13 protein-coding genes are annotated in these 12975 nt (G+C 62.9%); 8 read left to right on the forward strand and 5 right to left on the reverse strand.

Going from position 1 to position 12975, the window contains the following annotated elements:
- Positions 1-53 precede the first annotated feature (53 nt).
- Genes ACFQU1_RS12705 through ACFQU1_RS12715 form a run of 3 tightly spaced genes read left to right on the forward strand, consistent with a single transcriptional unit; the run spans position 54 to position 3234 of the window.
- Positions 54-1265, forward strand: a complete 1212-nt coding sequence (locus ACFQU1_RS12705) for a M24 family metallopeptidase (RefSeq protein WP_378133012.1) — start codon at positions 54-56, stop codon at positions 1263-1265.
- A gap of 29 nt (positions 1266-1294) precedes the next feature.
- On the forward strand, positions 1295-2362 hold the full coding sequence (locus ACFQU1_RS12710; protein WP_378133014.1) for a PotD/PotF family extracellular solute-binding protein: 1068 nt from the start codon (positions 1295-1297) through the stop codon (positions 2360-2362).
- 5 nt (positions 2363-2367) lie between these two features.
- Positions 2368-3234 carry an ABC transporter permease gene (locus tag ACFQU1_RS12715; RefSeq protein WP_378133016.1) on the forward strand — a complete coding sequence of 289 codons (867 nt, stop codon included), beginning with the start codon at positions 2368-2370 and terminating at the stop codon, positions 3232-3234.
- A gap of 212 nt (positions 3235-3446) precedes the next feature.
- On the opposite strand, the gene ACFQU1_RS12720 is transcribed toward ACFQU1_RS12715, so the two are convergent.
- Complete coding sequence (locus ACFQU1_RS12720; RefSeq protein ID WP_378133018.1) at positions 3447-3830, reverse strand: winged helix-turn-helix transcriptional regulator; 384 nt, start codon at positions 3828-3830, stop codon at positions 3447-3449.
- A gap of 158 nt (positions 3831-3988) precedes the next feature.
- Here ACFQU1_RS12720 and ACFQU1_RS12725 point away from each other — a divergent pair, with 158 nt between their 5' ends.
- Positions 3989-4741 (forward strand): SDR family oxidoreductase, encoded by a 753-nt coding sequence (locus ACFQU1_RS12725; RefSeq protein ID WP_378133020.1) that lies wholly within the window; start codon positions 3989-3991, stop codon positions 4739-4741.
- 144 nt (positions 4742-4885) lie between these two features.
- On the opposite strand, the gene ACFQU1_RS12730 is transcribed toward ACFQU1_RS12725, so the two are convergent.
- From ACFQU1_RS12730 to ACFQU1_RS12740, 3 genes are all read right to left on the reverse strand, one after another.
- Entirely contained in the window at positions 4886-6352 is a 1467-nt protein-coding gene (locus tag ACFQU1_RS12730; RefSeq protein WP_378133022.1) for a catalase, read from the reverse strand.
- Between the two features lie 155 nt (positions 6353-6507).
- A complete protein-coding gene (gene speB, locus ACFQU1_RS12735) occupies positions 6508-7488 on the reverse strand; it encodes an agmatinase (protein WP_378133024.1) in 981 nt (326 codons plus the stop codon).
- 55 nt (positions 7489-7543) lie between these two features.
- Positions 7544-8185 (reverse strand): glutathione S-transferase family protein, encoded by a 642-nt coding sequence (locus ACFQU1_RS12740; protein WP_378133026.1) that lies wholly within the window; start codon positions 8183-8185, stop codon positions 7544-7546.
- A 227-nt stretch (positions 8186-8412) separates the two neighbouring features.
- Between ACFQU1_RS12740 and ACFQU1_RS12745 the strand changes: the two genes are divergently transcribed.
- Both ACFQU1_RS12745 and ACFQU1_RS12750 read left to right on the forward strand, forming a co-directional pair.
- Positions 8413-9342 (forward strand): LysR substrate-binding domain-containing protein, encoded by a 930-nt coding sequence (locus ACFQU1_RS12745; protein WP_378133028.1) that lies wholly within the window; start codon positions 8413-8415, stop codon positions 9340-9342.
- Between the two features lie 153 nt (positions 9343-9495).
- Positions 9496-10479: a GlxA family transcriptional regulator gene (locus tag ACFQU1_RS12750; protein WP_378133030.1), complete on the forward strand. Its 984-nt coding sequence runs from the start codon at positions 9496-9498 to the stop codon at positions 10477-10479.
- Positions 10480-10947: 468 nt separating this feature from the next.
- Here the strand turns inward: ACFQU1_RS12750 and ACFQU1_RS12755 are convergent, their stop codons facing one another.
- A complete protein-coding gene (locus ACFQU1_RS12755) occupies positions 10948-11463 on the reverse strand; it encodes a hypothetical protein (protein ID WP_378133032.1) in 516 nt (171 codons plus the stop codon).
- Positions 11464-11613: 150 nt separating this feature from the next.
- Between ACFQU1_RS12755 and ACFQU1_RS12760 the strand changes: the two genes are divergently transcribed.
- Both ACFQU1_RS12760 and ACFQU1_RS12765 read left to right on the forward strand, forming a co-directional pair.
- Positions 11614-12078 (forward strand): Rrf2 family transcriptional regulator, encoded by a 465-nt coding sequence (locus ACFQU1_RS12760; RefSeq protein WP_378133034.1) that lies wholly within the window; start codon positions 11614-11616, stop codon positions 12076-12078.
- On the forward strand, positions 12068-12952 hold the full coding sequence (locus ACFQU1_RS12765; protein WP_378133036.1) for an NAD(P)/FAD-dependent oxidoreductase: 885 nt from the start codon (positions 12068-12070) through the stop codon (positions 12950-12952). The genes ACFQU1_RS12760 and ACFQU1_RS12765 overlap by 11 nt, the downstream gene beginning before the upstream one ends.
- Positions 12953-12975: the final 23 nt, after the last annotated feature.

Consider the following 12975-nt stretch of genomic DNA (forward strand, 5'->3'; position numbering starts at 1 on the left):
TTTCAAAGTGTCCTCCGGGCGATCCTCAGATGTGTTGAACAAGGAATGGCGGAATGACTCTCGGTGTCGGCGGATCGACTTTTGAGGCGGAACTGGCGCGGCTGTCCCCGATGCTCGACGGCATCGAGCCGATTTCCGTCACGGAGCTGCAGCAACGGGTCGAGAAAGCCCAGCGTCTATTGAACGAACAGGGGTTGCAGGCGCTGTACCTCGACACCTCGACGAGCCTTCACTACTTCACCGGCATTTCGCTGAAACTGACCGAGCGGCTGCACGGCGCGGTCATTCCGGCCAAAGGCGACATCGTTTATCTGAGCCCCGCCTTCGAAGAGCCGAAGACGCGCGAATATATGCGCTTCGGCGATGACGTCCGCACCTGGGAAGAGCACGAGGACCCGAGCGCTCTCATCGTCGAGACCCTGCGCAACAAGGGTTACGAGAGCGGCACGATCGCCATCGATCCGGCGACGCCCTTCTTCACCGTGGACGGCCTGCGCCGTGCGGGCAACCGCTTCGACCTGGCCGATGGCCGCTCCATCACCGCAGCCTGTCGGCAGGTGAAGTCGCCCGCCGAAATCGCGCTGATGCAGCGCGCCATGGACATCTCCATGGTGGTTCACAAGGCGGCGGCGCGTTGCCTCTGCGAGGGCGTCACCACGACGGAGGTGCAGGCCTTCATCGATCAGGCGCATCGCAAGCTCGGCGCGGTCCCGGCCGGGGCGGCGGTGCAGTTCGGCGAGGCGACCGCCTATCCCCATGGCGTGCCTTATCCACAGACGCTGAAAAATGGCGACATGGTGCTGATCGACCTGGGCGGCTTTGTCCAGGGCTACCGGTCGGACATCACGCGCACCTTCGTCTTCGGCGAGCCGACGCCGCGCCAGCGCGAGATCTGGAACCTGGAAAAGGCGGCGCAGCGCGCCGGCTTCGAAGCGGCCCGTGTGGGCGCGGCCTGCGAGGCGGTGGATGCCGGAGCCCGCGGTGTCATCGAAGCCGCGGGCTTCGGTCCCGGCTATAAAGTGCCGGGCCTGCCCCACCGCACCGGTCACGGCATCGGCCTCGATGTTCATGAAGAGGCCTATATGGTGCGCGGCAACAAGACGCCTCTTCAACCGGGCATGTGCTTCTCGATCGAGCCGATGATCTGCATTTATGGAGAATTCGGCGTCCGTCTCGAAGATATTGCCTATCTCACGGCTGAGGGACCGCGCTGGTTTACGGAACCATGCCACTCGGTCGACGATCCGTTCGGATATGAGGTCTAGCGACAAGCGAAAAAGACAGGGGAATGGACATGAATGACAGCACGCGGTTCCGGCAGTTCCGGTCTCGTCTCTCCCGCCGTCAGATCCTCGTCGGCGCGGCGGCGCTTGCCGCTCCTGCCATCATCGGCAGCGAGGCGCGCGCCCAGGCCAGCAAGGTGGTGGTCGGCACCTGGGGCGGGGATTACGCCCGCCTTTTGCGCGAGAATATCGACGTGCCCATCCTGCAGAAGCAGGGCATCGAGGTCGTGCAGGATGTGGGCGACGTGGCGCCACGCGTCGCGAAGGTGCAGGCACAGCGGCGTCTGCCACGCGGCAGCGTCGACGTCGTCTGTCTTGAGGCGGTGAACGCCTATCTGCTCAGCGCCCAAGGTCTGCTCGAGCCGCTCGACGAGAAGAAGGTTCCCAATCTCGCCCATCTCGATCCGAAGCTGCGCGCGTCAGATTATGCGGCGCATATCTACAGCCCGCAGATCCTGATCTACAATCCCGAGCGGGTGCCGGAGCCGCCGACCACCTTCGGCGATCTGCTCGATCCGAAATACAAGGGCAAGGTCGGCTTCCCTGACGTGAATTATTTCTATGTGTTGTTGAGCGCCGCGCTCTACGGCAGCGGCAACCCCAATGACATGGCGAAGGCCAAGGAGCTCCTGCCGAAGCTCAATGCCAATGGCCTGAAGCTCTATCCGACGACCGATTCGGCAGGTCCTCCCTACAAGTCAGGCGAGTTGGACGTCGGCGTGATGTGGATGGCGCGCGTCGTCATGTGGCAGAACGCGGGCATTCCGGTCAAAGGCTCCTTCCAGAAAGAAGGCAGCATTCTCTACGTCTCCGGCATGGGTGTTCCGAAGAACGCACCCAACAAGGAAGGAGCGTACAAGTATATCAACGCGATGCTCGAGCCGTCGGCCCAGCAGGGCTTTGCGGCGCAGATGGGCTATCTGCCGACGGTCGACAACGCGCCTCTTTCCGGCAAGGTCGCCGAGCAGCTCGCCCTTCCAAACCCGGCGCCCAAACTGATCGTGCCCGATTATGCCTTCACCACCAAAGTCCAGCCTGAAATGGCCGACTGGTGGAAGAAGAATATCCAGCACGGGTGAGGCAGGTGGCCAGGACTGGCAACACCGCGGTATCGCGACAGGGGCTGGCGGCGACGGTCTTTCTCGCCCCGGCCACCCTGGTCGTGCTGATGCTGCTCATCGCGCCGCTCGCGATGCTCGCCCGCTACAGCGTAAACCGCTTCAGCCCGACCGAGCTGATGGTGGAAGCGTTCACGCCGGAGAACTACGTCCGCTTCGTCACCGATCCGTTCTATGTCGAGGTTCTGCGCACGACGTTGTTCGTTGCGCTCGTCAGCACGGCGCTGTGCCTGCTGCTCGGCCTGCCGCTCGCCCGGCGGCTGGCGCGTATGGCCGCGCCCTGGAAAGGCATCTGCATGCTGGCGGTCGTGCTGCCCCTATTCATCGGCAGCACGGTACGCACGGTCGGTTGGATGATCCTGCTCGCGAGAGGGGGGCTGCTCGACATAGCGTCGGCGCAGCTTCTCGGCAGCCGGCTCGATTTGATGTTTTCCGCGACCGCCGTGATCATCGGCGTCGTCTCCTTCAACTTGCCTTATGTCGTGCTGACAGCGCAGAGCGTCTTCGAGGGCATTGATCCGCAGCTGGAGCAGGCGGCCCAAGGCATGGGGGCGGCGCCCGTGCGCGCCTTCTGGCGCGTGGTATGGCCGCTCGCGCTTCCGGGCATTTCGATCGCCGCCGTGCTCTGCTTCGTCCTCAGCATGAATGCCTATGCGACGCCCGTGCTGCTCGGCGGCCCACGCTTTCAGATGATGGCGCCGCTCCTCTACTGGGAGTTCGCCACCAACAACAACTGGCCCTTCGCGGCGGCGCTCGCCTTCATTCTCATGGCGACCACGCTGCTCCTGACCGTCGTCGCCAATACGCTGATCCCACGCCGCTACCGCGCATGACGCGGCCGAAGGGGGGATCAATGCCGGCCCGCACGTCGCGGCCGCGGTGACGCGGCGCCAACAGGTCCCTCATCGGCGCGCCACGGCCAAATGCGCCGCACGATGATCGGATGATGCGGCTGGCGGGCGTGATCTCGGAGCCGAACTGCTAGCGCCGGGGTAACGCTTTTCTGATTGCTTGCCGGTAGGCGTCCTTTCTGCCCTGAAAGATCTCAGCTCTCCGAAGCTCTCTCGTCGAAAGCGCGGCGAGCCTCGTCAACCTTGCTGAGGTTCTCTGCAGCCCAGATCCACACGCCGCAGAATGCCTGGCCGAGCGTGAGGCCGAGCTCGGTCAACCGATACTCCACCTTCGGCGGGATGACGGGAAATACCTTTCGCGTGACAAGGCCGTCGCGCTCCATCTGACGGAGCGTCTGGGTGAGCATTTTCTGGCTTATGCCGCCGACGAGTCTGCCGATACGCGTGAAGCGGAGCGTCCCATGCTCGGCGAGAACTTCCAGGATCAGCATCGTCCATTTGTCGGCGACGCGGCCGATCAGGTCGTTGACGAGGGCGTCAACCCGCGGGTCGATCTCGGCCGGGGGAGGGGGAAACATTGGCGCGGTTGCTGCTGCCTGCTGTTTTCTCGTCGCTTGTGTCGCGGCCATCGATCGCTCTCTTTTTGGTGCGTATAAATCTTTGAGGTGCCTACTTCATTGGGGGCGGTACGTGTGTATATGAAAGAAGCCGCAACATCCACACCACGGAGATCGGCATGACCCCCAACGGCAACACCATTCTGATTACCGGCGCTACGTCGGGTATCGGCCGCGAGCTGGCGCGGGAATTCCAAAATCTCGGAAACAAGGTCATCATCGCTGGCCGCCGCAAGGCGGTGATCGACGAGGCGACGACAGCAAATCCTGGAATGAGCGGCTATGTGCTCGACATCGACGATCCGGCTGCCATCAAGGAATTCGCGGCCAAGATCCTCGTCGATCACCCCGATCTCAACGTGCTCGTCAATAATGCGGGCATCATGAAGGCCGAGGAACTGACAGCCGAGACCATCGATCTCGCCGTCGCCGAGGCGACCATTACGACCAATTTGCTCGGACCGATCCGTCTGACGGCGGCGCTCCTGCCGCATCTACGCAAACAGCCCCGGTCGGCCATAGTCAACGTGTCGTCAGGGCTTGCCTTCGTCCCGCTGGTGATCACGCCAACCTACAATGCGACGAAAGCGGCCATTCACTCCTATACGATCTCGCTGCGCCGCCAGCTGCAAGGCACCACGGTCGAGGTGCTGGAGTTGATCCCGCCGTCGGTCCAGACGGACCTGATGCCGGGCCATGCCGAGGATCCAAATGCGATGCCGCTGGCGGATTTTATGGCCGAGACGATGGCGCAGTTTCAGCTGCAGCCCACTCCACCGGAAATCAAGGTTGAACGGCTGAAGTTTTTGCGTGATGCGGAGGCCGAGGGCCGCTTTGAACAGACGCTCGATATGCTCAACAGCGCGCATTGAACGCTCACATCAAACGGCGGGATGAATCGCTTCACCCCGCCGTTCCCGGCGTTCCGATAGCCGCCCAGCTCCCGGCCGCGAGACTTTCCCGATATTCCCTGACCGGGGGCATAAACGGCGAGTGTGAACCCGCCGCCTTCGGACCTATTTCAGCGCGCCGGCGGCGAATCGGGCGAGGGCCTCGGCGACGCCCCGGCCATAGGCGGGGTCCGCCTTGGCGCAATTGGCTATGTGACGGTCCTGGATAAACTTGGCCGCCTGGCCCACCTGCCGCGCCGTATTCTCGAAGAGCACCTGCTTCTGCGCCGGTGTCATCTTGCGGAAGAGGTTCCCGGGCTGCTGCCAATGATCGTCATCGACCCGGTGGTCCCAGTGGGCGGCCGCGCCCGTGATCTCGAGCGGCGGTTCGTTCAATTGGGGACGATCTGTCCACTCGCCATGGCTGTTCGGCCAATAGGTGGGCGTTCCGCCGAGATTGCCGTCGGTCCGCATGGCTCCGTCCCGGTGATAGCTGTGGACCGGACATTTCGGCGCGTTCACGGGGATGTGGTGATGATTGACTCCAAGGCGATAACGCTGCGCGTCGCCATAGGAGAACAGCCGGGCCTGGAGCATCTTGTCGGGTGAATAGCCGATGCCCGGCACGATGTTCGCCGGCGAGAAGGCAGCCTGCTCGACTTCGGCGAAGACGTTCTCGGGGTTCCGGTTCAGTTCGAAAAGGCCGACCTCGATCAGTGGGAAGTCCCCCTTCGGCCAAACCTTCGTCAAGTCGAATGGGTTGAAAGGAAAAGCCTTGGCCTGATCGTCCGTCATTACCTGAATAAAGAGCGTCCACCGCGGGAAGTCGCCGCGTTCGACGCTTTCGAACAGGTCGCGATGGTGCGATTCCCGATCGTGGCCGATCAGGTCCTGCGCCTCGGCATCCGTCAGGTTCTGGATGCCCTGCTGGGTGCGGAAGTGGAACTTCACCCACGTCCGCTCATCAGCCGCGTTGATCAGGCTGTAGGTGTGACTGCCGAATCCGTGCATGTGACGGAAGCTCTTCGGAATGCCACGCTCGCTCATGACGATGGTGACCTGATGCAGCGCCTCCGGCAGCAACGTCCAGAAATCCCAGTTGTTGTCGGGGCTGCGCATGCCCGTGTGCGGATCGCGCTTGATCGCGTGGTTGAGATCGGGGAAGCGCAGCGGATCACGGAAGAAGAACACCGGCGTGTTATTGCCGACGAGGTCCCAGTTGCCTTCCTCCGTATAGAATTTCAACGCAAAGCCGCGGATGTCACGCTCGGCGTCGGCGGCGCCGCGCTCGCCGGCGACTGTCGAGAAGCGGGCGAAGATCGGCGTCTGCTTGCCGATTTCGGAGAAGATCGTCGCCTTCGTGTAACGCGTTATGTCGTGGGTGACCGTGAAGGTGCCATGGGCACCGGCGCCCTTGGCATGCATTCTTCGCTCCGGGATCACCTCCCGCGCGAAATGCGCCAACTTCTCGATGAGCCACACATCCTGCAGCAACGCCGGGCCGCGCGGACCGGCGGTTTGGATATTCACGTTGTCGGACACCGGCGCGCCCGACGCATGCGTCAGAAGCGGCCGCTTTACCTGATCGTTCACTGTTGTCTCCTGTTTCGCTGCGACGCCGGCTGAACCTTGGCATTTCGTTCGCGGGAGGAAAATGACAAGAAATCTCATCTATTGAGAGGTATTGCCTCTTAATAGGGGAGCTGATCGGGCTTCTCGCAGAGACCACCGCCGGAACGGGCGCGCCATCAAGCGCGCCGCTTGGCGCGCTCGTGAAAGATCGCGCCGATGAAGTCGAGGCTCGTGCGCGCGGCGAGCAACGCCGTGATGCCGGAGGGATCGTAGGGCGGCGAGACCTCGACGAAGTCGACACCCACCACCTCGAAGCGCCTGGCGACCTCGCGTAGAAGATCTTTGGCTTCGTAGTAGGTGAAGCCGCCGTGACTAATAGTGGCCGTGCCGGGCGCGATGGACGGATCGAAGCTGTCGATGTCGATCGAGACATAGACCCGTTCGCCGTCGGGGATATGGGCGAGCGCGGCCTCCGCGCCGATGGACCGGAACTTGCGTAAGGGCACGATATGGGTGCCATAAGCCTTGGCCGCCTCGTAATCCTTCTTGCTGACCGAGCCCATGTTGTGCGGGCCGAGCGTGGTGATGCCCTTGACATGGGCCATTTCCGAGGCGCGGCGCATCGGGCTGCCGTGGCCCCAGTTGATGCCGTTGCGCTCGTCGATAAAGTCGAAATGGGCGTCGAGATGGACGATGTGAATGGGCTTCTCGTTCGAGAAGGCGGCAATGGTGGCCATGGTGATGGCATGGTCTCCACCCAGGATGTAGGGCATCGTCTTGGCGTCGAGCAGCGCCCGCACCGCCTGTTCGGCATTCGCCAGGCTGCGCTTCGTGTCGCCGTAGATCACGTCGCTATCGCCGGCATCGACGATCCTTACTTCTTCCGCTGAGAGATAGGTCACCTCGTCCTCGAAATCGAAGACGCCGTCGGGGCCGAAGCCGTGGAACATGGAGACCTCGCGGATGGCACGGGGGCCGAAGCGGGTGCCCACGCGGTAGCTCGAGGCAGTGTCGATGGGAACGCCGAGAACGGCGACGTCGGCGCCGTCGAGCCTGTCCCAATCCTCACAGGCGGGCTGCCCGCCGAAGGTCACGAGGCCGACGAAGGGAAGATCCATCCGATCGGGCGTGTTGCGGCTGGTTGGCGAATTCGTCATGGCAGTATCCTCATCGTCCGGGCGCCGGGGAGGCGCTCCAGTCCGGTCGAAGTGCTCAGCAGATCTCATCGGTAATGCCTTCACGCTCGTAGGCGCGCCGGACGGAGGGAAGGGCGGTCACCCGATCCAATAGATTGGCGATATGAGGACGCGAGCGGGGTGGTCTTGTCATCGGCCGGCCCCAGCGTGCCAGCATCGCCAGGTAGAAGTCGGCGGCGCTGAGCTTGTTGCCCAGCAGGAACGGTCCGTTTTTCTCGAGATGCTCCTCGATGACATCAAGGAAGGCGCCGGCGCGCCGCTCGCTGCCGCGCTTGACGACGTCGAGCGCGGCCTGATCATCACCAGCTAAGCGTTCCGGATATTGCCAGATCATCAGTTCTTCCTGGAGGGAGTTCGTCAGGAAGATGAGCCATTGGTTGAACCTGGCGCGCTCCGGGGTGCCGACCTTCGGGGCAAGTCCCGCGTCCGGGTGGTTGTCGACGAGGTAAAGCACAATGGCCGCCGCCTCGTTCAGGATGAATTGGCCGTGGACGAGGGTAGGGATCCGACCATTTGGATTGAGCTTGAGATATTCCGGAGACTTCTGGGCGTTCTTCGTCCGGTCGACGAGACACAGCTCGTAGTCCGCTTTGATCTCTTCGAGGACCATGTGCGGTGCCGCATTGGCGTTTCCAGGAAAATAATGGAGTTGATACACGCGCTATCTCCGCCTTTGTGCTTTCTGTCGGCGGACGGTAGATCTGTGCCCCATTGGCCGCAATTTCATTGAGGCGACGATTCCGGCCAAAGCGCCGGCAGATCCGGCCGCACGCCTTCCCCGCGGCCGGCGAGCGCTGGTGCCGGAAGTGTCGAGGCCATATGCACAGGCGTGGATCGGCCTATCCTATCCGTGCCCTGCGAACCGACCTCGAACGGCGTGCGCTCATGATGAATTTCAGCGGTCTCTCGCTTCGCGACCTCGAATATGTGGTCGCCGTTGCCGACCATGGCAGCTTCGTGCGGGCTGCCGAACACTGCCGTGTTGCCCAGCCCTCGTTGTCGGCGCAGGTGCGCAAGCTCGAAGCCTGGGTTGGCATTGCCGTTTTCGAGCGCACGACGAGACGTGTTCTTGTCACACCGGACGGACGTGCCTTCATCGATCAGGCACGCAAGGTTCTGGCCGAGGCCCGCCTGCTTTTCACCATTGCGCGACGGTCACAGGAGCCGTTCGGGGGATCGCTCCGACTGGCGGCGATCTCGACGCTGGGGCCTTACCTCTTCCCGCGGATCCTCGGTGAACTGCGGCGCAATCATCCCACAGTCGCATTCATCCTCGGTGAGGGGCTGACGTCGGACCTGATCGCCAAGCTGAACGACGGCGAGGTTGATGCGGTCCTGCTCTCCTTGCCGCAACCGGAGGCGGCCTTCGTTACGGTACCACTCTTCTCGGAGCCGTTTCTGCTGGCTGCGCCGAAGGGGCATTCCGTCGGTCGGCCGGGCGGGCCGGCATGGGACGAACTCCCCGCGAAAGAGCGGCTGCTGCTCGATGAAGGGCATTGCCTCCGGGAGCAGGCACTCGCGGCCTGTTCCGTCACGGACCGGACCAATAGGCACGCCACGAGCCTGGAAACCTTGAAATACATGGTGGCGGCTGGCGAGGGCTGCACGCTCGTGCCGGCACTCGCGGTCACCGAACGTGATGCCGTCGTCTACTCGCCACTGCCGGCTTCGAGCTATTCCCGGACGATCGGCCTGGCTTGGCGCAAGAGCGATCCGCGCGGGAAGGATTTCACGGCCCTGGCCATAGATCTGCAGAGGATCTCGCTGTCCATCGATGCTGGGCTGACTGCGCCTGCGCCGCCGGCGGTGCCGTGAGGGATGCTCGGGATTTGGCCGGCGCGGCAGTGCCTGCCACCCGGCCTCCAACGCCTCGGATTGTCGCGCGGGCGCCGAAGTGCTATTGGCCGCTATCGCTGGATCCGTCAAATCGAGCCAAGACAGGGCCTGCGCTCGGCACGGGGAGAATCCATGACGAAAAGCTCGGCAGGGCCGGGGCGGAGGATCGCGCTGGTCGTGCCACCGAATGCGCAGTCGCTCGACGTATCCGGGCCGCTCGACGCATTTCTCGAGGCTAACCGTCAATCGGCTGGGCAGGCGGGCTACGAGGTCCGCCTCGTAGCGACCGGAGGCGATCGCACTGTAAAGGCCGGGGGGCTGTCATTGGTCGCCGATACGACGATCGGCGAGGACGATCGTCCCGTCGATACGCTGCTGGTCTGCGGCACGCCCGACTATGCGCAGGCTTATGAGAGCACCGAGGTCCATGCCTGGCTGCGTCGTCGCTCGAGCGAAGCGCGCCGATACGGCTCGGTCTGTACGGGTGCCTTCTATCTCGGTGGCGCCGGATTGCTGGACGGTCGGACTGCCACGACCCATTGGCAGCATGCAACGGAATTGGCAGAGCGTTTTCCCGCCGCGCAAGTGGTGCCGGACCAGATCTATGTGGTCGACGGCGCGCTCTACACCTCCGCCGGCGTGACCGCCGGCATCGATCTGGCGCTCAAGCTGATCGAGGACGACTGCGGGCGCGAACTGGCCTTGACCGTCGCTCGCCGGCTGGTGGTGTTCCTCAAGCGCCCCGGTGGACAATCGCAGTTCAGCGCTCATCTTGCGGCCCAGATCGCGACCGAAGGACGTATCCAAGCCGTTCAGCACTGGATCCTGGATCACTTGTCGCTCGATCTGTCGCTTGCAGTGCTTGCGGACCGGGCGGCCATGAGCGTGCGCAATTTCACCCGCGTCTTCCAAAGCGAGACCGGCACTACGCCCGCCGACTTCGTCGAGATGGCACGCGTCGATGCCGCGCGCCGGCTTCTCGATGACAGCGACATTCCATTACAGCGTGTCGCATCCCGTTGTGGATTCGGTGGACCCGACACTATGCGCCGCGCCTTCATGAGGCGCATCGGAGCCGGACCGGCGGACTATCGCGAACGGTTTCGATCATCCTAGATGGGGATGATGTCTCCAGCCACGCGAAATGGAGTGAATATCCAGGGCAGGCGCACCATCGTTGTGAACAGCGGCCATATGGAACTTGTCATTCGCGAACCAGGATATTTTCGTAATAATAGTGTATTAGGAAAAATAATTCGATAATTTAAGACTGTTGCAAGATCCTTATATTGCAATTAGGACCGCGCTCAGTTCCTCATGTGCTAAGGAAATGACCGTATGCGCAACATCTCAGTTTCAGAAGCTGGTGTTTTCTCTGGAGGACATGGCTGTCATGCGGCCGTGAGCGTGTGTAGCAGTGTAATCGGCCTCGCATCCGGAGGGGTCCTGTCCAGTTTCACCAGTCCGCTCATTGGCGTTCCCATCGGTGTGGGGATCGCGGCGTCCGTGGGCGGGGTTGCGGCTGCCTTGCTTTGCAACGAGGATCTGAGAGCGAGAACTACGTCAGCCGCCGGCCTGAATAGATCAGTGATCTACTTCCAGACAGCTGACGCAGCTACCAAGCCTCTCGATCATGAGGTGCATGTGCAAACGCGATGGTAGAGCGCCGCATGATTGCGCCGTCTTTGCCGATTGCCTGGAAGATTGGTCGCTGTTTACAGAAAAATATTTGATTAATTGCAAGAAAATATACGGGGAAATTTGTACGTGCGGGATCTTGCGTTCGAAGAAATGCAATTGGCCGCAGGCGAAGGTCTGTGTCCTGTTATTTTGTATATGGGAACATTTACGGGGGCTGTGACGGCCGGAATGGTCACGTCCTTCGCGCTGTCGCCCATTGCGGGCCCCTTCGCTCCTGCCATTGGTGTCGCCGTTGGGCTGGGATTTGGAGCCGTGGGATTCCTGGCGAGTGAGTTCATTTGCAGTGATGACGATATGGCGGCAGCCGACGACATCAATCTGAGATGAAGCGTTCTCCGTTACCTGCGGACTCAGGTCGGCGCCTGCATTGGGGGGAGGCGGCGTCGCGTCAGTATTCACCGGGGCCCTCCGAGTCCCCGGCGCGGCGACACGCCGAACAATGGTCAGCTCCAGGCCCAGGCACGACCACCGGATGCGTGAGCATAGCCGTGAGCTGGACTTTGCGATTGCTGCTTGCCTCGCTGTCGATCATGTAATATCAGATGTTACATGAAATCCGACAGCCGCCTGTCTTCCGTCCTCCACGCGCTTCTCCATATGGCCGCCAACGATGGTCCGATGACATCCGAGGCCCTGGCCGACTGCATGAGGACGAATCCGGTCGTCGTTCGCCGCACGATGGCCGGGCTGCGCGAGGCCGGATTCGTGCGGTCGGACAAGGGGCATAACGGCGGCTGGTCGATCGCCTGCGATCTGCAGGCGGTAACGCTGCACGATATTCACAAGGCGCTCGGCGAGCCGACCGTTTTTGCGATGGGTAACCGCAACGAGGCACCGCAGTGTCTTGTCGAGCAGGCCGTCAATGCGGCGCTCGACGAGGCCTTCCGCGAGGCCGAAGCGCTGCTGATGCAGCGCTTCGGCAGCCTGACCCTGGCGCAACTGGCGGAGGACTTCACCCGCCGGCTGGCGGCGCGCCGATGCACAAAGAAGGGACGATGGAACGATGCAGTTTGACGTGATCGTCGTCGGCGGCAGCTACGCAGGAATGGCTGCGGCGCTGCAGATTGCCCGTGCACGCCGCAAGGTGATGGTGGTCGATGCGGGCCTCCGCCGAAACCGCTTCGCCGAAGAAGCGCACGGCTTCCTTGGCCAGGACGGCCGCCCTCCCGGGCAAATCGCGGAGGAGGCGAAAACGCAGCTCCTCGCCTATCCCAACGTCGTCTGGACGGAGGGCCGGGCGCACGGCGCCGCTAATGCCGACGACGGCTTCGAGGTTGAGACGGGGGATGGGCGAGCCCATGGTGCCCGGCGACTGGTTCTAGCCCTTGGCGTCACGGACACGCTCCCGGATGTCCCGGGCCTGAAAGAGCGCTGGGGAAAAAGCGTCTTTCACTGTCCTTACTGCCATGGCTATGAGCTCGGCAACGGCAGCATCGGCGTGCTTGCCACCGGTCCCGTATCCATGCACCAGGCCCTGCTGATACCCGAATGGGGAAGGACGACGCTCTTCATCAATGACGCCTTCTTGCCCGACGAAGAGCAGCTTGCACAACTTGCCGCGCGCGGCGTGACGGTGGAGCGCACTCCGGTTGCCGCGGTCACAGGCCATGCCGACCTGCGGCTCACGGATGGCCGTGTCATCGCGCTCGCCGGGCTTTTCACGGCGACGGGTACGCGCCCCGCGAGCCCTTTGGCCGAAGCGTTGGGCTGTGCCCTCGATGATGGCCCGCTCGGCCCTTATATCCGGACCGACCCGATGAAGCAGACATCCGTCCCCGGCGTTTTCGCCTGCGGCGACGTGGCGCGTGCCGCGGGCTCGGTGTCGCTGGCCGTCGGCGATGGCGCCCTGGCGGGAGCCGCGGTGCACCGATCACTCATCTTCGGGTGATCAGGCGGGCTTGCGGTGACAGC

Origin of the sequence: Chelatococcus sp. GCM10030263 (assembly GCF_042666455.1) — a bacterium.
Lineage (GTDB): Bacteria > Pseudomonadota > Alphaproteobacteria > Rhizobiales > Beijerinckiaceae > Chelatococcus.